Source organism: Streptomyces sp. NPDC043896 (assembly GCF_056435605.1).
In genome coordinates this window covers 424,693-447,711 of record NZ_JBWKEE010000002.1, presented here as the reverse complement: position 1 = coordinate 447,711, position 23,019 = coordinate 424,693, and the positions used below count along the sequence as shown (strand labels likewise).

Annotated in this window: 20 protein-coding genes; 9 read left to right on the top strand and 11 right to left on the bottom strand. The window is 75.5% G+C overall.

Annotated elements, in window-relative coordinates:
- The first annotated feature begins 115 nt into the window (after positions 1-115).
- From lanKC to AC069X_RS04665, 4 genes are all read left to right on the top strand, one after another.
- Entirely contained in the window at positions 116-2,770 is a 2,655-nt protein-coding gene (gene lanKC, locus AC069X_RS04680) for a class III lanthionine synthetase LanKC (RefSeq protein WP_478725044.1), read from the top strand.
- Complete coding sequence (locus AC069X_RS04675) at positions 2,767-2,904, top strand: SapB/AmfS family lanthipeptide (RefSeq protein ID WP_478725042.1); 138 nt, start codon at positions 2,767-2,769, stop codon at positions 2,902-2,904. The genes lanKC and AC069X_RS04675 overlap by 4 nt, the downstream gene beginning before the upstream one ends.
- 119 nt (positions 2,905-3,023) lie before the next feature.
- The gene (locus AC069X_RS04670) at positions 3,024-4,838 is read left to right on the top strand and encodes an ATP-binding cassette domain-containing protein (protein WP_478725040.1); all 1,815 of its coding nucleotides are present in this window, start codon (positions 3,024-3,026) and stop codon (positions 4,836-4,838) included.
- The gene (locus AC069X_RS04665; RefSeq protein WP_478725038.1) at positions 4,835-6,685 is read left to right on the top strand and encodes an ATP-binding cassette domain-containing protein; all 1,851 of its coding nucleotides are present in this window, start codon (positions 4,835-4,837) and stop codon (positions 6,683-6,685) included. Before AC069X_RS04670 ends, AC069X_RS04665 begins: the two co-directional genes overlap by 4 nt.
- Before the next feature lie 116 nt (positions 6,686-6,801).
- Here AC069X_RS04665 and AC069X_RS04660 read toward each other — a convergent pair whose 3' ends face one another.
- The 5 genes from AC069X_RS04660 to AC069X_RS04640 all read right to left on the bottom strand — a co-directional run bounded on the left by AC069X_RS04660 (position 6,802) and on the right by AC069X_RS04640 (position 10,689).
- The gene (locus AC069X_RS04660; protein ID WP_478725036.1) at positions 6,802-7,422 is read right to left on the bottom strand and encodes a response regulator transcription factor; all 621 of its coding nucleotides are present in this window, start codon (positions 7,420-7,422) and stop codon (positions 6,802-6,804) included.
- A 338-nt stretch (positions 7,423-7,760) separates the two neighbouring features.
- The gene (locus AC069X_RS04655; RefSeq protein WP_478725034.1) at positions 7,761-8,129 is read right to left on the bottom strand and encodes a PRC-barrel domain-containing protein; all 369 of its coding nucleotides are present in this window, start codon (positions 8,127-8,129) and stop codon (positions 7,761-7,763) included.
- A gap of 145 nt (positions 8,130-8,274) precedes the next feature.
- A complete protein-coding gene (locus AC069X_RS04650) occupies positions 8,275-9,012 on the bottom strand; it encodes an SDR family oxidoreductase (protein ID WP_478725032.1) in 738 nt (245 codons plus the stop codon).
- Between the two features lie 241 nt (positions 9,013-9,253).
- Positions 9,254-10,477, bottom strand: a complete 1,224-nt coding sequence (locus AC069X_RS04645; RefSeq protein ID WP_478725030.1) for a helix-turn-helix domain-containing protein — start codon at positions 10,475-10,477, stop codon at positions 9,254-9,256.
- Positions 10,474-10,689: a hypothetical protein gene (locus AC069X_RS04640; RefSeq protein WP_478725028.1), complete on the bottom strand. Its 216-nt coding sequence runs from the start codon at positions 10,687-10,689 to the stop codon at positions 10,474-10,476. Before AC069X_RS04640 ends, AC069X_RS04645 begins: the two co-directional genes overlap by 4 nt.
- 213 nt (positions 10,690-10,902) lie before the next feature.
- Here AC069X_RS04640 and AC069X_RS04635 point away from each other — a divergent pair, with 213 nt between their 5' ends.
- The 4 genes from AC069X_RS04635 (at position 10,903) to AC069X_RS04620 (ending at position 14,807) form a co-directional block, all read left to right on the top strand.
- Entirely contained in the window at positions 10,903-11,409 is a 507-nt protein-coding gene (locus AC069X_RS04635; protein ID WP_478725123.1) for a hypothetical protein, read from the top strand.
- Positions 11,410-11,500: 91 nt separating this feature from the next.
- Positions 11,501-12,838, top strand: a complete 1,338-nt coding sequence (locus AC069X_RS04630) for a (5-formylfuran-3-yl)methyl phosphate synthase (protein WP_478725026.1) — start codon at positions 11,501-11,503, stop codon at positions 12,836-12,838.
- A gap of 116 nt (positions 12,839-12,954) precedes the next feature.
- The gene (locus tag AC069X_RS04625; protein ID WP_478725024.1) at positions 12,955-13,494 is read left to right on the top strand and encodes an ArsR/SmtB family transcription factor; all 540 of its coding nucleotides are present in this window, start codon (positions 12,955-12,957) and stop codon (positions 13,492-13,494) included.
- Positions 13,491-14,807 carry an MFS transporter gene (locus AC069X_RS04620; RefSeq protein ID WP_478725022.1) on the top strand — a complete coding sequence of 439 codons (1,317 nt, stop codon included), beginning with the start codon at positions 13,491-13,493 and terminating at the stop codon, positions 14,805-14,807. Before AC069X_RS04625 ends, AC069X_RS04620 begins: the two co-directional genes overlap by 4 nt.
- A 37-nt stretch (positions 14,808-14,844) precedes the next feature.
- On the opposite strand, the gene AC069X_RS04615 is transcribed toward AC069X_RS04620, so the two are convergent.
- The 3 genes from AC069X_RS04615 to AC069X_RS04605 all read right to left on the bottom strand — a co-directional run bounded on the left by AC069X_RS04615 (position 14,845) and on the right by AC069X_RS04605 (position 16,160).
- Complete coding sequence (locus AC069X_RS04615) at positions 14,845-15,300, bottom strand: iron chaperone (protein WP_478725020.1); 456 nt, start codon at positions 15,298-15,300, stop codon at positions 14,845-14,847.
- 78 nt (positions 15,301-15,378) lie between these two features.
- A complete protein-coding gene (locus AC069X_RS04610; protein ID WP_478725019.1) occupies positions 15,379-15,831 on the bottom strand; it encodes a pyridoxamine 5'-phosphate oxidase family protein in 453 nt (150 codons plus the stop codon).
- Complete coding sequence (locus AC069X_RS04605) at positions 15,828-16,160, bottom strand: VOC family protein (RefSeq protein WP_478725121.1); 333 nt, start codon at positions 16,158-16,160, stop codon at positions 15,828-15,830. The genes AC069X_RS04610 and AC069X_RS04605 overlap by 4 nt, the downstream gene beginning before the upstream one ends.
- 172 nt (positions 16,161-16,332) lie before the next feature.
- Here AC069X_RS04605 and AC069X_RS04600 point away from each other — a divergent pair, with 172 nt between their 5' ends.
- Positions 16,333-19,143 (top strand): ATP-binding protein, encoded by a 2,811-nt coding sequence (locus AC069X_RS04600; RefSeq protein WP_478725017.1) that lies wholly within the window; start codon positions 16,333-16,335, stop codon positions 19,141-19,143.
- A gap of 195 nt (positions 19,144-19,338) precedes the next feature.
- On the opposite strand, the gene AC069X_RS04595 is transcribed toward AC069X_RS04600, so the two are convergent.
- The 3 genes from AC069X_RS04595 to AC069X_RS04585 are packed head-to-tail and all read right to left on the bottom strand — an operon-like array spanning position 19,339 to position 22,913.
- Entirely contained in the window at positions 19,339-20,616 is a 1,278-nt protein-coding gene (locus AC069X_RS04595) for an ATP-grasp domain-containing protein (protein ID WP_478725015.1), read from the bottom strand.
- Between the two features lie 57 nt (positions 20,617-20,673).
- Positions 20,674-21,681 (bottom strand): methyltransferase, encoded by a 1,008-nt coding sequence (locus tag AC069X_RS04590; RefSeq protein WP_478725013.1) that lies wholly within the window; start codon positions 21,679-21,681, stop codon positions 20,674-20,676.
- Positions 21,678-22,913: a tryptophan 2,3-dioxygenase gene (locus tag AC069X_RS04585; RefSeq protein WP_478725011.1), complete on the bottom strand. Its 1,236-nt coding sequence runs from the start codon at positions 22,911-22,913 to the stop codon at positions 21,678-21,680. Before AC069X_RS04585 ends, AC069X_RS04590 begins: the two co-directional genes overlap by 4 nt.
- Positions 22,914-23,019 lie beyond the last annotated feature (106 nt).

Genomic DNA, 23,019 nt, shown 5'->3' with positions numbered 1-23,019 from the left:
CGGGCGGAGTCCGGTGACCCGTGCGTACCGCATGCCGGGGTGGTGACAAACGAGACTGTCGCGCCCTCCTGGCGGCGTGTCACCTTGGACCGCGTCACCGACCGAGGGAGCAGGTGTGAACAAGGGGCACGCGGCCTTCTGCGACGCCGACCGCTGGTTCTACGACGCGCCGTACCTGCGCGCCGGCGAAAGCTTCCCTCAGGCCCTGGCCCCCGTACCCGAGGGGTGGACCTCGCACCGCAGCGGCGACTGGCTCGCCCTGCGCCCGCTCCGCCTGCGGCTGCCCGCGCAGGGCTGGAAGATCCACGTCTCGGCCTGCCTCGACGACGCCGAGGACGTCCTCGCCGCGGTCCACGCCCACTGCGTGGAGCGGCGCATCGCCTTCAAGTTCGTCCCCAGCCGGTACCTGCTGCACCTGCGCAACGCCAAGTACGCGGACCGCTCGGCGAGCGGGAAGTTCCTCACCGTCTACCCCGCCGACGAGGACGCCTGCCGGCGCGTCGCCGAGGACCTCGACGCCCTGCTGGCCGGCCGGCGCGGCCCGTACGTCCTCAGCGACCTGCGCTGGAACGACGGCCCCGTCCACCTGCGCTACGGCAGCTTCACCCTGCGGCACTGCTACGACGGCGACGGCGAGCTGGTCCCGGCGGTCGAGGCACCCGACGGGCGCCTCGTACCGGACGCGCGGGGGCCGGTGTTCCAGCCGCCCTCCTGGGTCGAGACCCCCGGCTTCCTGCGGCCCCACCTGGACCGGCGCTCCGCCGTCACCCTCGAAGACGTGCCCTACACCGTGGAAGGGGCCCTGCACTTCTCCAACGGCGGCGGGGTCTACGCGGCGCGGGACACCCGGACGGGCGAGCGGGTCGTCCTCAAGGAGGGCCGCCCCCACGCCGGGCTCGCCGCCGACGGGGCGGACGCGGTGACCCGGCTGCACCGGGAGCGGCGGGCCCTGGAGCGGCTGGACGGGCTGGACTGCGTACCCGCCGTCCGCGGCGCCTTCACCGTCGGGGACCACCACTTCCTGGCGCTCCAGTACCTCGACGGCAAACCCCTCAACACCTACTTCGCCCGCCGGCACCCCCTGATCGAGGCCGACCCCGACACGCGGGAGCTCGCCGCCTACACCGACTGGGCACTGAAGATCCACGCCCGGGTCACGGAAGCCGTCGAAGCCGTGCACTCCCGCGGCATCGTCTTCAACGACCTCCACCTCTTCAACATCATGGTCGCGGAGGACCCTGCCACGGGCGAACCCTCCGTCTCCCTGCTCGACTTCGAGGCCGCCGCCCACGTCGACGAGAACCTCCGCCAGACCGTCGCCAACCCGGCCTACGTCGCACCGCCCGACCGGCGCGGGTTCGCCGTCGACCGCTACGCCCTGGCCTGCCTGCGCCTGGCCCTGTTCCTGCCGCTGACCAGCCTGCTCGTGATGGACCGGGCGAAGGCGGCGCACCTCGCGGACATCGCGGCGGAGCAGTTCCCCGTGCCCCGGCCCTTCCTCGACGAGGCGGTCCGCGAGATCCTCGGCGACCCCCCGGCCGACGCCGGCCGGTGCCGGTCCGCACCCCGCTCCGGGCCCGCGCCGGACCGGCCCTACCTGCCCGCCGACCCCGGCGACTGGCCGGCCGCCCGCGCCTCCCTGACGGCGGCCCTCCGCGCCACCGCCACCCCCGGCCGCGAGGACCGGCTCTTCCCCGGGGACCCGGCCCAGTTCTCCACCGCCGGCGGCGGGGCCGCCTTCGGGCACGGCGCCGCCGGTGTCCTGTACGCCCTCGCCGAAACCGGGGCCGGGCCCTGGCCCGAGGCCGAGGAGTGGCTGCTCGCCCGTACGCGCGACCCGGCCTCCGGCACCCCGCTCGGGTTCTACGACGGCCTCGCCGGACTGGCCTGGACCCACCACCGGCTCGGCCACACCGACCGCGCCGCCGCCCTCGTGGACCGCCTGCTCGGCCAGCCCTGGCAATCGGCCGGGCCCGACCTCCACGGCGGCCTCGCCGGCATCGGACTCGCCCTGGACTCCCTGGGCACCGCCACCGGCGAGAGCGCCCTGCACGCCGCCGCGCTGCGCTGCGCGGACCTGGCCTCCGGGGCGGCCGCCGGGCTGAAACGGGCGGGCCTGCTCCACGGGCACAGCGGTATCGCCCTGCTCCACCTGCGCCTGTACGAGCGCACCGGCGACCCCGAACTCCTGGCCCGCGCCGGGCGTTTCCTCCACCGGGACCTGGACCGCTGCGTCACCAGCGCCTTCGGCACCCTCCAGGTGGACGAGGGGCGGCGCACCATGCCCTACCTCGGCGCCGGGAGCGTCGGCATCGGCATGGTGCTCGACGACTGGCCGGCCGGAGCGGCCGACGACCGCTTCGAGAAGGCCCGCACCCGGATCGTCCAGGCGTGCCAGGCGACCTTCTACGCCCAGCCCGGCCTCTTCCGCGGGGCCGCGGGCATGATCCTCCACCTGTCCCGGACCACCACCGGCGGCCCCGGGACGCACCCGGCGGACGTCGCCCGGCAGATCGAGGCCCTGGCCCGGCACGCACTCCCGTACGAAGGGCACCTGGCCTTCCCCGGCGAGCAGTTGATGCGCCTGTCCATGGACCTTTCCACCGGCACGGCAGGCGTGCTCCTCGCCCTCGGCAGTGCCGCCACCGGCGGGCGCACGCACCTGCCGTTCCTCCCGCCGCCGCACACGGCGGCGGCCCCAGAGCCGGTCCCCCACCGGGGGGCCGTGACCCATCGCAACACACCGGCGAATGAGAGGAATCAGCCATGACCCTTCTCGACCTGCAGTCGATGGAGACCCCCGAGGAAGAGGCCACCGAGGCGGCGCACCTGACCGGGGGCGGCAGCCGCGCCAGCCTGCTCCTCTGCGGCGACAGCAGCCTGAGCATCACCACCTGTAACTGATCAGGTCCCTTCCGGGCCCGGGCGGCACCCCGCCCGGGCCCGCACCCAGGGGGTGTCCGGCGGATCAGGGGCCCGGTCCCCCGCCCTGGGGCCCGTGGGCGCGAGAGGAGCCGCCGCCGATGACCCAGACCGACGGCCCCGGCGAGGCGGCGGCCACCCGCACCGCCGACCGGGCGCTGAAGGCGGCCGCGCGGCACAGCGCGGGCCGCACCGCCGCCGTCCTCGGCTGCTCGCTCGCCGCCTCCTGCGCGGCCCTCGCCGAGCCCGCCGTACTCGGCCACTGCCTCGACCTGCTGCTGCGCCGCGACCCGTCGGCCTCCCGGTGGGCCCTGTACTGCGCGGCGCTGGCCGTCGCCGAGGTACTGCTGGACGCCGCGACCGTACGCCTCACCGGCGGCGTCGACGCCCGCTCCGCCGCCTGGCTGCGCCGGCGCGGACTCGCAGCCCTGCTGCGCACCGCCCCGCACCACGCGGCCCGCCACTCCCCCGGCGAGGTCTCGGCCCGGCTCACGGCGCACGCCACGGCCGCCGGAACCGTCCCGGCGGCCGTCGCCACCGGCGCGACGGCCTTGGTGCCCCCGCTCGGCGGACTCGTCGCCCTGTGCCTCGTCGACGTCTGGACCGCCCTGGCCTTCCTCGCCGGACTGCCCGTACTGGCCGTGCTGTTGAGGACCTTCGCCCGCACCTCGGGCGCCAGCGTCGGCCGCTACCAGCAGGTGCAGCTCGCCCTCGCCGGGCGCCTCGCCGAAGCCCTGGCCGGGGCCCGCACCATCGCCGCCGCCGGCACCGCGGAACGCGAGGCGGCGCGGGTCCTCGCGCACCTTCCCGAACTGGGCCGCGAGGGGCGGCGGACGTGGCGGATCTACGGGGCGACCGTCGCCCGCACCAGCGCCCTGATGCCCCTCCTCCTCTGCGTGGTCCTCGGCGTGGGCGGCCTCCGGCTCGCCGACGGGGCCCTCGGCGTCGGCGGGCTGCTCGCCGCCGTCCGCTACGCGGGCCTCGCGGCCGGCGCCGGAGCGGTCACGGCCGCGCTGGCCGCGGTCGTGCGCGGCAGGGCCGCCGCCCGCCGCACCGCGGCCCTCCTCGACCTGCCCGAACTCCCCCAGGGGGACCGGGAACACGCCCCCGGGGGCCCCGGCACGCTGGAGCTGCGCGGCGTCCGCGTCGAGCGGGCGGGCCGGACCGTCCTGGACGGCATCGACCTGCGGGTCCCGGGCGGCACCACGGCCGCGGTGGTGGGCCGCTCCGGCTCCGGCAAGACCCTGCTGGCCGCCGTCGCCGGACGCCTCACCGCGTGCGACGCCGGCCAGGTGCTGCTGGACGGGATCCCGCTGGAGGAGTTCACCGCCGGGGCACTGCGCCGGGAGGTCGGCCACGCCTTCGACCGGCCTGCCCTGTTCGGCGGGAGCGTCGGCGCGGCCGTCGCCTTCGGAGCACCGCCGGAGCCGGGACCGGACGCCGTCCGCGCCGCGGCCCGGGCGGCGGGGGCCGACGCGTTCGTCCGCCGCCTGCCCGAGGGGTACCGGACGCCGGCGGCCGAGGCCCCGATGTCCGGCGGGGAGCGGCAACGGCTGGGCCTGGCAAGGGCGTTCTGCCATGCGGGCCGCCTGCTCGTGCTGGACGACGCCACCTCCAGCCTGGACACCGTCACCGCCCGCGAGGTGGAGCGCGCCCTGGCCCGCGAGGTGCGGGCCGGGACCCGCCTGGTCGTCACCCACCGGGCGGCCACCGCGGCCCGGGCGGACCTCGTCGTATGGCTGGAGGAGGGCCGGGTGCGGGCGACCGGGACGCACGCCGCGCTGTGGCGGGACCCCGCCTACCGCGCGGTGTTCGGCCCGGGCGGGGACGGCGGCGCCGGGCCGGGGGCCGCTCCGGCCACCCGGCGTGCGGGCCGGGAGGCCGCGCGCGGGGCGGGCGGGGAGGCGGGTCCGTGAGCGAGTACGGCGCCTGGCGGCGGGTCGGCGCGGAGGGGCGGCGGTTCCTGCGCCGCCGCATCCGGACGCTGGGCGTGCTCGCCCTGTGGTCCCTGCTGGAATCCGCCCACACCTTCCTCGGCGGGTACGCGCTGGCCCGCGCCCTCGACGACGGCTTCCTCGCCGCCCGGCCCGGCACCGGCCTCGCCTGGCTCGCGGCGGCCGGGGCGGGCGCCCTCCTCGGCGGGCTCGCCCTGCGGGGGGTCTTCGCCGGGCTCGCGGACCTCGTCGAACCGCTGCGGGACGGTCTGGTCCGCCGGGCCGTGCGCCAGTCGCTGGAGCGGGCCGTCGCCGATCCGGCGCGGGCCGCCCACACGGGGGCCGTCTCCCGGCTCACCCAGCAGACCGAGATGGCCCGGGACTCCTTCGCCGGGCTGGTCCTCGTCGCCCGGTCCTTCGTCTTCACGGCGGCGGGCGCGCTGGCCGGGCTGGCCGCGCTGGCCCCGGTGCTGCTCCTGTTCGTGCTGCCGCCCCTGCTGCTGGGGACGGCCGCCTTCCTGCTGACCCTGGGTCCCATGGCGCGGACGCAACGCCGGGCCCTGGACACCGACGAGGCGCTGGCCGGGCGGGCCGGCGAACTCGCGGCGGGGCTGCGGGACGTGGTCGCCTGCGGGGGCGGGGCGGAGGCGGGCCGCCGCCTGGAGGTGCTGATCGCCGATCAGGAGCGGCTGGCCCGGCTGCTCTCCCGCTGGGCCGCGCTGCGCACGGTGGCGCTGGGGGTGGCGGGCCGGCTGCCCGTCGTCGCGCTGCTGCTGGGGGCGCCCTGGCTGATCGGGCGCGGGCTGAGCGCGGGCGCCCTGGCCGCCGCGCTGACCTACCTGGCCCAGTCGCTGCTGCCCGCGCTCGACTCCCTCATGGGCGCCCTGGGGGCCGCCGGGACGAGGCTCCTGGTGGTCCTGGACCGCTTCTGCCCGCCGGAGCCGGCGCGGGTCACCGCTCCGGATCCGCGGCCGTGCCCGCCGCTCCCCGATCCGCTCCCGGCTCCGGTGCCGGGTCCGGGTCCGGTCCCCGGGCCAGGTTCGGCCCCCGGGCCAGGTCCGGTCCCCGGGCCGCCCCCCGGGCCGGCCGCCCCGTCCCGGGGGGCCGTGCCCGCGGCCGAGCTGCGCCGGGTGCGCTTCGCGTACGGGCCCCGCGCCGAGCCGGTCGTCGACGGCCTCGACCTCGTCCTGCGCGAGGGGGAGCACCTCGCGGTCGTCGGGCCGAGCGGCATCGGCAAGTCCACCCTGACCGCGCTGCTGGCGGGGGTGCTCCCGCCCGACCGGGGCACCGTGCTGCTGGCGGGCGCCCCGGCGGGCCTGCGTCCCGTCCGGGGGCCCGACCCCCGCCGGGCCCTGCTGCCGCAGCAGGCGTACGTCTTCACCGGCACCGTCCGCGAGAACCTCGGCCACCTGTGCCCCGGGCCCGTGCCGGGGGAACGGCTGGAGCAGGCCGTGGCCGCCCTCGGGGTGTCCGGGCTCGTGGACCGGCTGGGGGGCCCGGACGCGCCCGTCGACCCGTCCGCGCTGTCCGAGGGCGAGCGCCAGCAGCTGGCCCTGGCGGCCGCCTACCTCTCCCCGGCACCGCTGCTGCTGCTCGACGAGGCCACCTGCCACCTCGATCCGCGGGCCGAGGAACGCGCCGAACTGGCCCTCGCCCGCCGCCCGGGCACCACCCTGGTCGTCGTGGCCCACCGGATCTCCTCCGCGGTCCGGGCCGGCCGGGTCCTCGTACTCGACGGGACCCGGGCGGTCCACGGCACGCATGCGGACCTCCCGGCCAGGTCGCGCCTGTACCGGGAACTCGTGGGAGCGTGGAGCGCGCGGGGGTGAACGCTCCCGTTCCGGGCGGCCGGGGGGCGCGAACGGCACGGGTGACGCCGGTGGTCCGGGTGGTGTGGGTGGTGTGGGTGGTTCGGGCGGTGCGGGCGGCGTCGCGGCCCGGGGTCTCAGACCCAGCCGGCCTTCCGCGAAATCCGGATGGCGTCTATCCGGTTGCGGGCTCCGGTCTTGCGGGTGGCGGCGGCCATGTAGTTGCGTACCGTGCCGCTGGCGAGGTGCAGGGCGTGGGCGATCTCCGCGATCGAGTCGCCTTCCGCGGCCCGGGCCAGGACGCTCAGTTCGCGCGGGCTCAGCGGCACGGCGTCGGCGTCCAGGAGGGCGGAGGCCAGGGAGGCGTCGACGAACCGCTCCCCGGCGGCGACCTTGCGGACCGCCCGGACCAGCCGGCCGGGCGAGCCGTCCTTGTCCACGTAGCCGCGGGCCTCGGCCTGGACGCCCCGCCGCAACGAGCCGGGCGCGCCCGGCGTGGCGAGGACCAGCAGCGGGGGCGGCGGCTCGGGGAGCGGGCCGGCGCAGCGGGCGCCGGCGGCCGCCGCGGCCCCGAGGGTGGCCGAGGCGCCCGGACAGTCGAGGTCGACGACCGTCACGTCAGGTCGTAAGCGCTCGGCCTGGCGTGCCGCGGTCCGCCAGCCCGCGGTGGTGACGTCGAAGCCGCCCTCGCATCTCAGCAGAGCGGCGAGGGCCGACCGCACGATGCTGACGCTGTGCAGGACGAGGACCTTGGTCATCGGGGCTCTCCTCAGTGGTGATCGCCGGGCACCAAGCGGCTGCCCAGCCGACCCCGGCGAGGAACGTCCCCGTTGCGGGCGCACGGGCGCACGTGGCCGAAGGCCGCTCCCCCCGGGACCGCCCCGGCGGGCCGCGACACGCGCGCCACGCTCCGCCGGAACGGCTCCGACGTCAGGTGACGCGCGTCGGCGCGGTGAAGCGGTAGGGCTGATTCCGGGCGCATGGGGGTGCGGAACGTGCTTCCGTTCCGGCGGCGCTCACCCGTCCGGCCCCCGCCGGTGAACGGCGGGGGCCGGACGGGTGACGGGCTCTCGCGTGCGCGGTCCGCTGCGCGGTGTCAGAGGGGCCGGCCTCCGAAGGCACCGCCCGACCGGTAGTAGGAGGACAGTTCGTCGTGGTAGCCGGCGTCGCCGAGGTGCTTCTCGCGGTGGAACTCGGGAGCGTTCTTGATCTGCTCCTTCGTCCGGTCGACGTAGATCTTCTCCTCGTCCACGTCGATCCGCGAGACGGTTCCGGCGGGGAGGAGGACCTCCTTGCCGAAGATCCACACACCGGTGTCCACCACGATGTAGGCGGAGCCCGCTTCGTCCGAGTGCTTGTCGACCTTGCCGATGGCGCCGTCCACGGCCTCCACCTTGTAGCCGCTCAGGTCGACGCCCTGAGCCCGGCCGGAGGTCTCACGGTAACCCCATGCGTTCTCTGTCATTGGAGCTGATCCTTCCTGCTCGGTGCGGAGTTGATGCTTCCGTGACACCTCGCCTGCCCCGATCGTCCGGCCTCACACGTACGCGTCCCCGGCGCCCGGGCCCTCCCTCCCCCTCCAGCCGGCCGTTCCCCTGCGCGCGGGCCGGCTACTGGGCGCTGGCGGCGGGACGGATCACGAGTTCGTTCACGTCGACACCGGCCGGCTGGGAGACGGCGTACGCGATGCCGTCGGCGACGGCCGCCGCGGGCAGGGCCACGGCGCGGTACGCCTTCATCGCCTCCCGGGCCGTCGGATCTCCGATGGAGTCGGCGAGTTCGGACTCGGTCACCCCCGGGGAGACGAGGGTGACGCGGATGAGGCCGTCCGCGGACTCCTGGCGCAGCCCCTCGGAGATCGCGCGGACGGCGAACTTGCCCGCGCAGTAGACGGCCGCCGTCGGCGACACCTCGTACGCCCCGACGGAGGCGATGTTCACGATGTGCCCGCCGCCCTGGGCGCGCATCACGGGCAGGGCGGCGGCGATGCCGTGCAGGACACCGCGGACGTTCACGTCGAGGGTGCGCTCCCACTCGTCGGTCCGGAGGGCGGCCAGCGGGGAGAGCGGCATCACGCCCGCGTTGTTGACCATCACGTCCAGCCGCCCGTAGCGCTCGCGGGCGGCCGCCACGAAGCCGTGCACGTCCGCCGCGCCGGTGACGTCCAGGGCGCGGAAGGCGGCGCTGCCGCCCCGGGCGGTGATCTCACGGGCCAGGGCGTCGAGGCGGTCGGTCCGCCGGGCGCCGAGGAACACGTGGTGGCCGTCGGCCGCGAGGCGGCGCGCGGTCGCCTCTCCGATGCCGCTGCTCGCTCCGGTGATCGCCACGACCTTGGCTGCGTTCGTCATGTCCTGTCTTCCCCTCGATGGCGCGTGGAGCCGTCCGGCGGGGAGGGCCCGCCGGGCCGGCGTCACCGAGTCTTCGCGCCCCGCCCCCGGCGTGCCAGGACGGCCGCTGCCCGGGTGCGGTGCACCCGGGCAGCGCGGTGCGACGGCGGCCGGGCGCGCCCCCGGCCACACCGCCCGACCGGATCCGACCACGGCGGGACCCGGCCCGGCCCCTCCCCCGGACCCGGACCCGGACCCGGACTCAGACGATCGACCTGACGGTCCCGTCCGCGTACCGCAGCGTCTCGTCGATGGCCTTGGCCATCGCGCGCACCTCGTCGGGCCCGGCCGTGAGGAGGGCGGGGACGTTGATGAGGCTCGCGGCGAGGAAGCATCCCGCCACGGTGACGAACTCCTCGTAGCGCTTGCGCCCTTCGGGCCCGAGGGATTCCCAGTCACGGGGTTCCGGCGGCAGGCTCGCCCGCCACCGTTCGAGGGCGTGGATGCCGTGGACGCCGACGTAATCGATGAGGTCCGTGGCGCGCGACAGGGCGTCGACCATCGTGTCGAAGCCGCTCTGCGACTGGTCGAGGGCCGCCTCCGCGACCTCGACCTCGGCGCGCAGCCGTTCCTCCTCCTTCTTGTTCCGGCGTTTCCTCACGACGTAGAAGCCGGTGGCCGCCAGCGCCGCCGCGGGGGCGGCGACCATGCCGGTGAGCAGGAGGATCCCGCCCGCCATGCCCGCCCCGCCCGCGGCCAGCGTGCCCCCGCCCAGCAGGGCCAGGGTCGCGTTGGTCGCGGCGGCCCCCGCCAGCGCCGAGATGGCGGTGCCGGTGGAGGCGGTCCCGAACAACGCGGCGGCGGTGAAGGCGCCGTAGGCCGCGACGCCTCCCGCGGCCGCCCCGGCCGCGCCCCCGGCGGCGGCGCCGCGGATCGCGTTGGCGATCCCGGCGGACATGGCCTCGATGCGTATCGCCGCGGGCGTCTCGCCACTGTTCCCGGTCTCCTCCTCACCCGGCATCTCCGGCTCGGGTGCCCCGCCGATGCTCTCGGCGAGCTCCACGAACCGCATGAAGAACCCGTCGCGGACGAGGTCGTGGGCCCGGTTGAAGGCTTCCCCGTGCTCCTGGGTGATCTTCGACCGCTGGGCCGCCTTCTCGTTGACCGCGGCGTGGCGCCTCTTCGTCTCCGCGACCTGGTCGCGCAACTTCGCGGGACGCTGGCCCCGCTCCAGGGCGAGGGACCTGGTCCGGTCCTCCGCCTCCTGTTTGAGCTGCCCGGGGGTCAGCTGGAGCGCGAGGGCGATGGCGGCCAGGCGGTGCTCCCCGGGGGTGACGATCCCGCGCTCGATCCGGGAGACCGAGACGGCGCCGCCCTTGCCGTAGTCGGCCCGCTCGGCCAGCTCCTCCTGGGTCATCGGGACGCTCCGGCCCTGCCGGTGCTCGCGGATCACGAGCCCCATGGCCTCGGCGCTGAAGTCGTTCACCGGTTCCGCTCCTCCGGGGCCGGCGGGCGGTGGCGAAGCCAGGAGGAGTGGAGTTCGCGCGCCAGCACGCCCCCGGAGCGCAGGGCTTGTGCCCCGTCCTCCACGAACCGCTTGTACGCCTTGACGACGGCCGGGTCACGGCGGACTTCGTCGGCGGCCTGGATGTTCTGTGCGGCCGTGAGGGCCAGGTGGGCGAGGTCGAGTCGGGGCATGGAAGGTGAGCCTTTCGTCGCTGACGGTGCCTTGCGCGTGGTCAACGTAGCGTCACTTAGTGTCCGGCGTCCGCACTATGCCGAAACCGGCGGGATCCGCTCCGGCGACGGCGCCCCCGCCGCATCCGCCCCCGGGCACGGCCCGTAGGGTTCACCCGACCGATCAGGCGGACTGAACGACAGTCCGGGGGAAGGGTGGGGGCCGTGGACGGCATGGCAGCGGGCGGCGGGTCCTGGCGGATCGGCGACCAGGAGGGCGGTGTCCTGGCCGCACGCTGGTGGCAGTGGGCCCTCTCCGCCCCCGACGACCGGAGCCCGGTCTCCGACACGACCGGTGAGCACGCCGGCTGGCAGCAGCCCGACGACCTCTGGTTCCTCGCCGGCACCTACGGCGGCCGCGTGGTCCGCCGCTGCGAGGTGCCCTCCGACCGGCCGGTGTTCTTCCCCGTGCTCAACGTCCAGCACACGAAGCTCCACTCCCGCACACCGCTGAAGCTCGACGTGGCGGAGGCGAAGGCGTTCCTCAACGGTGTCCCCCTCGACCTGCGCGAGTTCACCGCCCCGCTCTTCCGCGTGGGACTGCGCATGCACCTCGCGTGGGGTGTCTGGGCGGGGATGGCTCCGCTCACTCCGGGCCAGTACGTCCTGGAGATCAAGGGCAGCACGACCGGCGGCTTCTGGATCGACACGACCTACCACCTCACCGCCGTCCCCGCCTGATCTCCTCCACGGCAGCGGCGGCGCGGCGCGTGAGCCCGATACACCCGTTCGAGCGATCCCGGCCGAGGGCGTCGTCTGACAGCCTCGATCCATGACGATCAACGGATTAGGCGACGTACGCGGCGACCGGCGGCTGCTGGTGAGCGTGTTCAACGCCCACGAGGCCCGTGAGGCCGTGGCCGGCGGGGCACGGATCATCGACAGCGAGGACCCGCGCAGTGCGCTGGGCACCATCAAGCCCCGGCACATCCGGGCCGTCGCCGACGCGGTGGCGGCCTGCCACCGGCCGCTGCCCGTGCAGCTGAGCACGAACATCGGGGAGGACCAGCTGCTCTACCGGCGGGCCCCCGGCGGCCGGGCGCTGCGCAAGTCCCGCTACGAGACGGCCGGCAAGTCCGCGCAGGCCGCCTGCGGGGTCGCCATGGCCATGGGTACGGGGGTGGACGCGGCCAACGTCGTCAAGGTCGGCCTGGACGGCATGGAGCCCGACGAGGCCCGCGAGGTCCTGGCCGAAGTCGTCGCCACGCTGCGGGAATCGGGCGCGTACGCGACGACCCGGGTGATGGCGGTCTTCTTCGCCCAGGACCTCGGCCTCTGGGAGGAACGCCGGCTGCTCGCCCCCGTACGCCGCGAGCTGCTGGCGCTCGGGGAGTACCATCCCGCACCGCCGGACGCCCCCGGCGGCTTCGACCTCGCCGACCACGCCCACGCCCTGGGCTCACGCTCGGGTGAGCCGCTGTTCGGCCCGGGTGCCCCGCCCACGCTCGACGACCTGGTCAAGGCCGGGGCGCTGCCGCGGGACGCTCCGGACAGCCGGGCGGCGCTCAACGACCTCTTCCGGCACGCCGAGTACGGCTGGACCACCGCCAGGCGGACCGACCGGGAGGCGATCGCCCGCATGGTCGACACCGCCGCCGCGGCGGGCGCGCACGGGATCATGCTCGACACCAGCATCCTCCTCAAGGCCGCCCGGGTGTCCCTGGTCGCCACGACGGGCGGCGAGCTCGTCGACACCAACGCCGCCGACCTCTCTCCCCAGGGCCTGCCCCGCACCGGGATCCTCGGCCTGGACGAACTCCGCTTCTTCGTCGGCCACGCCCACCACCACGGCCTGGAAGCCAACCTCGCCGGCTCCGTCGAGAGCCACCAGGCCCAGCAGCTCTGGCACCACCTGCCCGACCTCGACCAGATCTCCGCCCGCGGCTCCGTCACCGTCGCGGGCCGCGACCCGTCGACCGGGGTCCGGCTGCCGGACGGCAGGCACCAACGGGTCGTCAGCAGGCACCTCGTCGCCGGCTGCGTCCCGCCCGAACACGGCGGGGCATTCGTCCTGCCCGCGGGCATGTCCCGGCAGCCCGAGGTGTCCGCCGCGCTTGCCGAGCACTACCCCGGCATCCGCCTCCTCCCCGCCGGCCCGCCGGCCCGCTGAGCCACCGCTTCCGGCCCTGTCCCCGCGGGAGGGTCCGGGCACGGGCGGTGGAGGTCGTCCGAACGGCGTGCGGGAAACCCCTTGCGCAATGGTCAAGAGTTGTTGACCATTGAGCCATGCCCACCGACGATCTTCCCGAGACGTTCCACGTCACCACTGACGAGCAGCTGCGCGCCGTCTCCAACCTCACCCGGCACCGGATCATGGCCGTGCTCCGCTTCGAGCCCGCGACGATCACGCAGATCGCCGAGCGCGTGGGCCTCGCGAAGGGGAGTTCGAGCTACCACGTGCGGCTGCTGGAGCGGGCCGGCCTGGTGAAGGTGGTGCGGACGCGGAAGGTCCGGGGGGTCACCGAGCGGTACTACGCCATGGCCGCCCGGGCGATCGTGCTGCCGGATCCGGGCGAGGGAGGCCCGGACGTGCTGATGCGGCACGCGGTGGCGGACCTGGAGGCGGCGCCCGCGGATGCCGGGCGGCACGTACGGATGGCTCATCTGCGGCTCACCGACGAGCAGTTCACGGAGCTGGGGGCGCGGCTGCAGGCACTCGCGGACGAGTACCGGGAGCTGTCCGATCCGTCGCTGCCGGACACGTCGCTCGTCTTCGCGCTGTTCCACCCGGCCACGCGCCCGCAGGCCGAAGGGGGCGACCAGTGATCACGGACGTCCGGAAGCCGCCGGCCGGGTTCGGGCGGCTGTGGGCCGCGCAGACGGTGTCCTCGCTCGGCGACGGGGTGACGCACGCCGCGCTGCCGCTGCTGGCGTTGACGCTGACGCGGGATCCGATGGCACTCGCCGTCGTCACGGCCGCCGGAACGCTGCCGTGGCTGCTCTTCGGGGTGCTGGGCGGTGCGCTGGTGGACCGCTGGGACCGCCGGCGCACGATGTGGGTCACGGACGCGGCGCGAGCGGCACTGCTCGCGATACCGGTGGCAGCGGCCGCGCTCGACGTGCTGAGCATTCCGCTGCTCGCGGCCACCGCCTTCCTCCTGGGCCTCGGCGGGCTCTTCTTCGACACGGCCGCCACGGCTTACCTGCCGGATCTGCTCGGACGTGACCCCGCGCTCCTGGAGCGCGCCAACTCCCGCCTGCGCGCCACCCAGACCGCCGCGTCCGGCTTCGCCGGGCCGCCCGCGGGCAGTGCCCTGCTCGCGCTCGGCCGGGCGGTTCCCCTGCTCGCCGACGCGGTCTCGTTCGCCGTCTCGGCCCTGCTCGTACGGTCGCTGCCCGCCGTAGCCCGGCCGGTACCGCAGGCCCGTGAGTCGCTGCTGCGGCAGGCGCGGGCGGGCGCCTCGTACGTCTTCGGGAACCGGCTGCTGCTCGGGCTGGCGCTGCGCCCGGCGGTCGGGAACACCGCCTTCCTCGCCGTGGAGACCGTCCTCGCGCTCTTCGCGCACGAGCGTCTCGGCATCGGCGCCTTCGGCTTCGGCCTGCTCCTCACGGCGGAGGCCGCCGGCGGTCTGCTCGGGGCCGGCATCGCCTCCTTCCTCGGCCGGCACCTCGGCACCGGTACCGCGCTGACCTGCACGGCCGCAGTCGAGGGACTCGCGATCCTGGGCCTCGCCGCCGCCCCGGACCCGTACGTCGCCGGCCTCGCGCTCGCGGTCTGCGGCGCGGGTATGGGCGCCACGATGGTGCTCGGCCCCTCCCTCCGGCAGGCGATCGTCCCCGCCCACCTGATGGGGCGGGTCGCCTCCACCTCCCGCATGCTCGCGATGTGCGCCGCCCCGTTCGGCGCCTTCCTCGGCGGCTGGCTGGCCACCGCCTACGACGTGCGCACCACGCTCTGCACCGCCGCAGGCCTCCTCCTCGCCATGACCGCCGTCACCGCGACCATGACCGGCAACCGCCGGGTCGAGGCGGCGCTGCGCGCCGCCGCCCCGGCCGCGGGTGCTCCCGGAGGTCCGGCCGACGGTCCGGATCAGCCGCGGTCCCGGTCCGACGACGCCGCCGGGAGCACGCCGCGCTGATCCCGGGCGGCGACGGGGGCGGCCCACCGGGCGCGCCTCAGCTCACCGCCCGCCGCACGAGCGCGGCGATCCGCGCCTCCACCTCGGCGGTCACCTCGGTCAGGGCGAACACGGCCGCCCACATCGGGCCGTCGTCGAGCTGCGCCTGGTCGCTGAAGCCGAGCGTCGCGTAGCGCGCCTTGAACTTCTCGGCGCTCTGGAAGTAGCAGACGACCTTGCCGTCCAGCGCATAGGCGGGCATCCCGTACCAGAGCTTCGGCGCGAGGACCGGGGCGGTGGCGGTGACGACGGCGTGGACGCGCTCGGCCATGACGCGGTCCGTGTCCTGCATGCCGGCGATCTTCGCGAGGACGTCCTGTTCCGCCTCGGCCGCCTTGTCCTCCTTCGCGCCGCGGCGGGCCGCCTTCCTGAGTTCCTGTGCGTGGTCCTTCATCGCGGCACGCTCTTCGGCCGTGAACCCCTCGTACGCGCGGTTGTCGGTGCTGGTGCTCATGGTGGATCTCCTTGTCCGGGCTCTGGACGAGCGGATACTGGTCGGGCCCTTGCGGGCGGGGGGCAGGCCGGCGGGGCGTCAGACGAGCCAGCGGCCGTCGCGCATCAGCTCGCGGCCGGACAGTTCGTTCACCTCGCGCCAGGCCCGGATGCGGTGCGGAGTGATCCGGAACCAGTGGTAGCGGGTGGTCAGGGTGCGCGGGTCGAAGCCGGTGCGTGCGGCGAACCGGTCGCCCAGGTGCGGCGGCAGCGCGTCGAGGGCGAGGACCTCGACGCGGCCGTCGATGACGGCGACGTCGCGGGTCTGGCCGAGGGCGAGCCGCGCGGTCCGGGTCGCGGCCAGGTTCCGCCCGGTGGGGCTTTCCGCCGGGGTGGCCGCGAGGAGCGCCTCGCCGTCCCAGTCGAAGGACAGCGGTACCAGGTGCGGGACGCCGTCCGCCGAGGCACTGGCCACCCAGACGTCGACGTCGTGGCCGAGCCGGTGCTCGGTGTCGCGACGGCGCTGCGCGCGGGAGCGGGGCGGGGTGCTCATCGGTCCTGGATCAGTCCGATGAGGTTGCCGTCGGGGTCGACGGCGGTGGCCACCAGGCGGCCGCCGCCGACGTCGTGCACGGGCTCCTTGACGGTGGCGCCCGCGGCGGTCAGCGCGGCGAGCCTCGCCTCGACGTCCGGCACGTGCCAGTAGGCCAGGGAGGAGGTCAGGCCCTGCGGTCCGCCGCCCGGGAGGAGGCCGACGTGCTGGCCCGCGGCATCGAAGCCGACGTAGTGGGGCCCGTCGGTCTGCGGCTCGACACCGAGCAGCGCGGTGTAGACCGCCTTGGCCTGGGCGAGGTCGGACACGGGGTGCAGCACGGTCTTCATCCCGTGGGTGGAAGAGCTGGTCACGGTCACTCCTGTCGTTGCGGAACCGGTCGGCCCGGTGTGGTCCGCCGGGCTCGTCGTCTTGTGGTCACAGCTTCGCCCGGGCGGGGTACGGGGCGCCTCCGTGCCCACCACGGAAAGGACCACGGAGAGGACTGCGGATAATGACCCGGTGTCCACTCCAGTGATCTCGGCTCGCGAAGCCGACGTGCTCGCGCTCCTCGGGGAGCACCTGAGCAACGCGGAGATAGCCGCGCGGCTCTTCATCTCCGTACGGACGGTCGAGTCGCATGTGTCCTCGCTGTTGCGGAAGTTGGAGGTGCCGGACCGGAGGGCGCTGTCCCGGCGCGCGCCCGTGCCGGAAGGCACCGGGCGGGCGCGCCCGGCACCCGCGCTTCCGGCGCCGCTGACGGCGTTCGTCGGCAGGACGCGCGAACGGGCCGAATTGGCCGCGGCGGTGACGGTGCGCCGGCTGGTGACCGCCGTCGGGCTGGGCGGGGTGGGCAAGACGCGGCTCGCGCTGGCGGTGGCCGCTGACGCGGCGGGCGGCTTCGCCGACGGCGTGTGCTTCGTCGACCTGGTCCCGGTCACCGATCCGGCTCGGGTGGGCGCGGCGGTCGCGGCGGCCATGGGGGTGGGCGAGCAGCCCGGGCGCGGCATCGACGACGCGCTGGTGGCCGCGCTGGCGGACCGTCAGGCGCTGCTGGTGCTGGACAACTGCGAGCAGGTGCGCGACGGGGTGGCGCCGTTCCTGGAGCGGCTGCTCGTGGCCTGCCCGGGGATACGGGTGCTCGCGACCAGCCGGGCCCGGCTGATGGTGCCCTTCGAGTGGGTCTTCCCGGTTCCGCCGCTGTCGCGGGTCGGCGGCGGCGAGTCGGAGGCGGTGGCCCTGTTCCTGGAGCGGGCGGCGGCGGTCGGCAGGGCCCCCGATCCGGCGGAGCGCGACCGGATCGCGGCCCTGTGCGAACGGCTCGACGGCATGGCGCTGGCCATCGAACTGGCGGCGGCACGGTGGTCCACGCTCGGTCTCGACGGCCTGACGGCCGGCCTCTCCGACCAGCTCCGGATCCTGGCCGGCGGCCCCCGGGCCGACGGGCGGCACCGGTCGGTGCGGGCCGTACTCGACTGGAGCCACGAGCTGCTCGATCCGCAGGACCGGGCGCTGCTGCGGCGGGTGTCGGCGTTCGTCGCCCCGTTCACCGCCGCGGCGGCCGCCGAGGTGGCCGGATCCGCCCCGCTGGAGGCGGCCGCGGTCGCCGACGGGCTCGGCAGGCTCGCCGAGCAGAGCCTGCTCTCCGTGTCACCGTCCGACACCGGTACCCGGTACCAGGCGCTGGAGACCCTCCGTCAGTACGGCACGGAGCGGCTGGCCGACGCCGATGAGCTCGACGACGTCCGCTCACGCCACCTGGCCTGGTGCCTGGCCGGTGCGGCCGGCCTCGAAGGGGGCGGCGGCCCGGACTGGCGGGCCCGGTTCGACGCGCTCGCGGAGGACCTGCGGGCCGCGTTGGCCTGGGCCGCGGGCCGGGAGGGGCAGCGCGCGGACGCGTACCGTCTCGCCCTGTCCCTGGCCGGGACGGCCTTCACCCGCAACCTGCTGGGCGAGGCCCAACAGCGATACGAGCAGGCGGCTTCGCTCGCGGCCGAAGCCGGTGGCGACCCCGCCGCCGCGTTGCGGCAGGCCGCCGGGGTGGCCGGGTGCCGCAGGCTCGGCGACGACATGTACCGCCTGCACCGGGCCGCCGCCGAAGCCGCCCTCGGGGCCGGGGACACCGCCGGGGCCGCCCGCGACCTGGCTGCCGCCGCCACCGCCGCGTACCGCTTCTCCAGCACGTTCACCGGCCGGGTTCCGCCCGCCGACGAGGTGACCGGTCTGCTCGCGCGGGCGCGCGAGCTGGCCGTCGGCGCCGGCCCGGCCGCCGAGGCGGCTCTCGCGCTCGCCGAGGCCGCGGTGGTCGCGGACGCGTTCGGCGCGGTCCAGGGGGTCGAGGACAACACCGCGCCCGACACCGTCGCGTGCGCCGAACGGGCCGTCGAACTCGCCCGGCTCGCGGGCGACCCGGTGGCCCGGTCCGCGGCCCTCGACGCGCTGTCCGGCGCCCGGAGCTGGGCCGGTGAGAGCTTCGCCGCCGCGGCCGCCGCCCGGGCCCGGATCGACATCCTGAGGTCGGCCCCGAACACCCCCGCCCGGACGCACGAGCTCATCGACGCCCTCGCCATGGCCGCCGCGACCGCCGTCGGCACGGGCGAGCTGCCGGCGGCCCGCCGTTGGGGCGGCGAACTCGCGGACCGTCCGCAGCTGGCCGAGGTGGGCGACCACGCCACGTCCTGGCTGCTCGTCGCGGACGCGTTCGCGGGCGACGCGGACGCCGTGCTCACCAGCGGCGTGCGCTTCCTCGACACGTGGGAGCAGGCCGGCCGGCAGCGGTCGTTCTCCCTCGGTCCGGCCGCCGCGTCCGTCGCGATGATCCACGGCCTGCGCGGCGACCACGAGGCCCGGGCGGCCTGGCTCGCGACAGCCGACCGGGCGGGCGGCAAGGAGGACCACCGGTACGGCCACGGCGCCGTCTTCGACGCCATGGTCCTGCTCCATCACGGGGACGCGCAGGCCGCCCTGGAGCGCATCGCGCCCGAGCCGGAACAGGTGTGGAAGTGGGTCTGCTGGGTGTGGCTGCACTGGTACGCGGCGATCCGGGCGGAGGCGGCGGTCCTCGCCGGGCATCCGCAGGCCCCGGCGCGGATCGCCGCCGCCCGGGCCGTGGTCACCGGGAACCCGGTCGCCACCGCCCTGGTCGACCGGGCGGAGGCCCTGCTCCACGGTGACCTGCCGGGGCTGCTCGCCACCGCGACGGCGTTCGAGACGTCCGGCTGCCCCTACCAGCGGGCGCGTACGCTGCTGCTCGCCGGGGGCGCGCACGCCGCGGCCGGCGCGGCCGCCCTGTCCGCCCTCGGACTCGCACCGATGGCCGCCCGGCTGCCGTAGATCCGGTCCGTGGGGCGGGGCGGGGCCGGATCGGCGGCGACGGCCGTGTGCGCCGTCCGGTGCGATGGGCGGCGACCGTATGGGTCCGGCGGTCCCGGGAGCATCGGGACAGCCACCGGCTTCCGCCGGCCGGGGGCTGCCCCCGCCGCAGCGACGGCCCGCCGGATGGACCGACGGGCCGTCACGGGCGTGGGGTCATTCGCCGGCGGGTGCCACCGTCTCGATGGTGATGCAGGCGACGGCCCGCTCCGCCCGCTCGGCGGCCTCGACGCCGTCACGGCCGACCGCGAGGACGTGGCCCGAGCGGTCCCAGGAGTTCCTGACGAGCCCGACCCGGTCCCCGGCCTCGACGTCCATCTCCACCTCCCGGACGCCCGGCACCGCCTTCGCCTCGTCGAGGCCCGTGATGCCGCGGACCACCCCGGGCGCCGCGTCGATGAACCGGATCGCCGCCCCGCCCACCAGCGAGCGGGATCGGGAGACCTCACCGCCGCCGAGGACGTTCAGCACGTCCCCGAGCAGGGAGCCGCCGTAGGAGAGGTCGATCAGGGTGTCGATGCAGTCGCCGGGCAGCCGGGCGGCGCATTCGACCAGGTTGGGGGTGTGACCGTCGGCGAGGAGCCACTCGGAGTGCAGGAGGCCGGTGTGGAACCCGCTCTCCCGGATCAGCGCCGTGACGGATTCGTCGAGTGCCTTCACGACGACGTCCGGCAGGGCGGCCGGAACGGTCTGACCCTGCTCGACGGGGTTGCGCCCGTCGAACACCGTCTTCGCGGTGATGTTCGAGTAGACCGGCTCCCCGTCCTTCACCAGCACTTCCACGCTGACCTCGGAGCCGCGGACCACCTCTTCCACCATGTAGAGCGGTTCGACGCCCTGACGGGCGCTCAGCCCGAACTTGTCCGCGGCGACGGCCTCCGCCCATGCCGCTTCGACGTCGTCCTCGGGGTCCAGCAGCAGCACCCCGAGGCTCGCCTGGCGATTGGCGGGCTTCAGCACGCAGTGTCCGCCGTGCCGGGCGCGGAAGGATGCCACGTCGGCGGGACCGGTCGCCTGTACCCAGCGCGGCTGGGTGACACCGGCGCGCGCGGCCACGGTACGCAGACGCATCTTGTTGCGGAAGGTCCGCGCGGCCTCCAGGCCGGCACCGGGGAGGCCCCAGCTCTCCGCCAGGGCGGCCGCGCCGATCACGCCGTACTCGACGCCCGGGATGACGGCGCGCACCCGGTGCGGCCGGCCGACGGCCTCGATGACGAGGTGCACCGACTCCTCCCGCTGGATCGGGGCCGGCACCACGCCCGCGAAGCAGCGGTAGCCCGTCGCGTGGGTGTCGATCTCACGGGCGGCGATGACATCGGGTTCCTCGACGACGAGGACGCTGCGCTCCGGCAGCAGCTTCTCCAGGTCGGCGAGCATGGAGATGCTGAAGCCGACCATCACGTGCGTCACATCGGGGAGTTCGGATTCAGACATCCGCCATCACGTCCTCGGGTTGGGGGTGAGCAGGGCACCGGGAGTGCCGCTGCGGGGTCATGCCCGGAGACCTGCGGCCGGACGGGCCTCGATCAGGCAGGACTTCGGTCCGGGAGTGATCGAGTGCAGGGTGAAGCCCGCGCCCTCCAGCAGGTCCCGCCAGGCCTCGGCCGTGCGCTCGCGCCCGCCGAGGAGGACGAGCATGTGCAGGTCGAGGAGCGCCATCGGGTGGCGGGTCGCCTCGGAGGGCAGGACCTGCTCGACGATGAGGAGCGTGCCGTCGTCGGACATCGCCTGCCGGCAGTTGCGGAGGATGTCCGCCGCCTTGTCGTCCGGCCAGTCGTGGAGGATCTGGGAGAGGACGTAGACGTCGGCCTGCTGCGGAACGCCGTCGAAGAAGCTGCCCGCCGTCACCGTGAGACGGGAGGCGACGTCCGGCGTGCGCGGCGTCCGGGCGGCTTCCTCGGCGATGTGGGGGAGGTCGAGGACGACGCCCTTGAGGTGGGGCGCGTGCTCCAGGAGCCGGCAGACCAGCGCACCGTTGCCGCCGCCGACGTCCACCACGGTGGCCGCGGCCGACCAGTCACGTTCCAGCAGGGGCAGCAGACGGAGCTCGACCAGGCCCGCCTGCGCGCCGGCGAACTCCTCTTCGGCGGCGGGATTGCCGGCCAGCCACTCGAAGTACGGCGAGCCGAAGACGCGGTCGAACGCGGGCGTGCCGGTGCGGAGCGAGTGGGAGGCGGAGCCCCACACCTGGTACGCCTCATTGGACATCAGCTTGACGAGGTGGTGCAGGGAGCCGTCCACGCTCGTGCGCAGGAGGCGGCCGGCATCGGTGAGCGCGAACGCCTCCCCTTCCACCCGGAACAGGCCCTCCGCGGCGAGCACCCGCAGGAACCGGCTGAGGGCGTCGGCGTCCACGCCGAGCTCCGCGGCGAGGTCCGCCGCGGACCGGGCCCGGTCCGCGAGGGCGTCGGGTACGCCGGCCTCGCACACGGCGACGATCGACTGGGACACGATGTGGCCCATGATCTGCCGGCGCACCCGCTCGTAGGTCTCACTCATGCTGTCGTCACTCTCGTCAGGGTCGGGAAAAGCGGGATGTCCACGGCCGTGCGGAGGTAGGAGGCACCATCGGTGCCGCCCGTTCCGGAGACCTCACCGATGATCTTCAGGGTGATCCCCCAGTGGCTGCGCTTCATCAGGCTCCAGCCGCGGTCCAGGCGGATCATGGCGTGCTCCAGGGCGTCGGCCTCCGCGAGCTCGTCCCGGTGGGCCAGGAAGGCCGCTTCGAGGGTGGGCCGGTCGGCCCCGGCCGTCCCGCCGCTCAGGCCGATGACGCGGCGGTAGGACTCGGACTGGATCGCACTGCGGCCCGAGGTGTAGCCGCGGATCACGGCGAAGGCGTCCACGGGCATGGTCGTCAGGACCCGGAAGAGGGCGGAGACCGACTCGATGCGGTCCGCTGCCCGGCCGATGACGTGTGACGCGGCAGGGCCGTCGCCCGACTCGACGCACCGGATCGCGTCCGACACGGCGGTGGCGATCTGCTGGTACATCCCCTCGAAGATCTGGATCATCCGGATGAACATCAGTTCGTCATGCAGGCGGGTCGTCGGCACGAGTGCCCGGCGCACCGCCGACGCGATCTCCGCGGGCACCGCTTCGCGGGCCAGGGCCGCGGCCCGGGCCGTCGCGGCGGCGAGGGCGCCGCCGTCCTCCCCCGCCTTGGCGAGGACGAGGGCGATCCCCGCCCGGTCCGGGGTCGCCTGCGGGGCCAGATAGGCCAGCCGGGTCAGCAGGCGGGTGGCCGCACGGGCACGGGCCTCCTGGGGGGACCTCCGGGCCGCGCCCACGGCGGCCGACGTCTCCAGCTCCGCGAGGTCCGCCACCACGGCGGTGATCATCGCGTCCGTCCGGGCCGTGTCGTCACCCACGAAGTGGTGCAGGTAGTCCTGGCCGTAATACGTCGCGTAGTTGCCGTCCGTCTGGTCGACCGCCATGGACAGCCACGCGGCCACCTCGGGACCGGTCCCGGGGGCGGCCTTGACGGCCTTGAGCCGGCGGACCAGGTCCGGCCGTACGCGGTGGCGGCCCATCGACTGGTAGTGGGCGACCGCCTCGTCGAAGGGGAACGCCGCCGACGCGTGCTCCCACAGGTCCAGGGCGTGCTCGAGTTCGCGCCCGGACCGACGGTCCGGGGTCGCTTCCGCGCTCACCACGGACCCGCCGGACACGCCGGGCGACAACGATTCCGCAAGCAGCGTCTCCATGTCGAGTACCCCGCTTTCAATCATGTTTTCTCCTCGCCTTCACCGTTCCGGTCAGGGATCCGGATCAGGAATTCCTCTGCGTGGCGGCCGCCACCGCAGGAGCCCTCGGGGGTGCGGGCGGACTTTCGTG

What these genes read in the sequence shown, in the direction of transcription:
- AC069X_RS04675 (WP_478725042.1), top strand. Translation starts at nt 2,767, where the DNA reads ATGACCCTTCTCGACCTGCAGTCGATGGAGACCCCCGAGGAAGAGGCC.
- AC069X_RS04670 (WP_478725040.1), top strand. Translation starts at nt 3,024, where the DNA reads ATGACCCAGACCGACGGCCCCGGCGAGGCGGCGGCCACCCGCACCGCC.
- AC069X_RS04660 (WP_478725036.1), bottom strand. Translation starts at nt 7,422, where the DNA reads ATGACCAAGGTCCTCGTCCTGCACAGCGTCAGCATCGTGCGGTCGGCC.
- AC069X_RS04655 (WP_478725034.1), bottom strand. Translation starts at nt 8,129, where the DNA reads ATGACAGAGAACGCATGGGGTTACCGTGAGACCTCCGGCCGGGCTCAG.
- AC069X_RS04650 (WP_478725032.1), bottom strand. Translation starts at nt 9,012, where the DNA reads ATGACGAACGCAGCCAAGGTCGTGGCGATCACCGGAGCGAGCAGCGGC.
- AC069X_RS04640 (WP_478725028.1), bottom strand. Translation starts at nt 10,689, where the DNA reads ATGCCCCGACTCGACCTCGCCCACCTGGCCCTCACGGCCGCACAGAAC.
- AC069X_RS04635 (WP_478725123.1), top strand. Translation starts at nt 10,903, where the DNA reads ATGGCAGCGGGCGGCGGGTCCTGGCGGATCGGCGACCAGGAGGGCGGT.
- AC069X_RS04630 (WP_478725026.1), top strand. Translation starts at nt 11,501, where the DNA reads ATGACGATCAACGGATTAGGCGACGTACGCGGCGACCGGCGGCTGCTG.
- AC069X_RS04625 (WP_478725024.1), top strand. Translation starts at nt 12,955, where the DNA reads ATGCCCACCGACGATCTTCCCGAGACGTTCCACGTCACCACTGACGAG.
- AC069X_RS04615 (WP_478725020.1), bottom strand. Translation starts at nt 15,300, where the DNA reads ATGAGCACCAGCACCGACAACCGCGCGTACGAGGGGTTCACGGCCGAA.
- AC069X_RS04610 (WP_478725019.1), bottom strand. Translation starts at nt 15,831, where the DNA reads ATGAGCACCCCGCCCCGCTCCCGCGCGCAGCGCCGTCGCGACACCGAG.
- AC069X_RS04605 (WP_478725121.1), bottom strand. Translation starts at nt 16,160, where the DNA reads ATGAAGACCGTGCTGCACCCCGTGTCCGACCTCGCCCAGGCCAAGGCG.
- AC069X_RS04595 (WP_478725015.1), bottom strand. Translation starts at nt 20,616, where the DNA reads ATGTCTGAATCCGAACTCCCCGATGTGACGCACGTGATGGTCGGCTTC.
- AC069X_RS04590 (WP_478725013.1), bottom strand. Translation starts at nt 21,681, where the DNA reads ATGAGTGAGACCTACGAGCGGGTGCGCCGGCAGATCATGGGCCACATC.
- AC069X_RS04585 (WP_478725011.1), bottom strand. Translation starts at nt 22,913, where the DNA reads ATGATTGAAAGCGGGGTACTCGACATGGAGACGCTGCTTGCGGAATCG.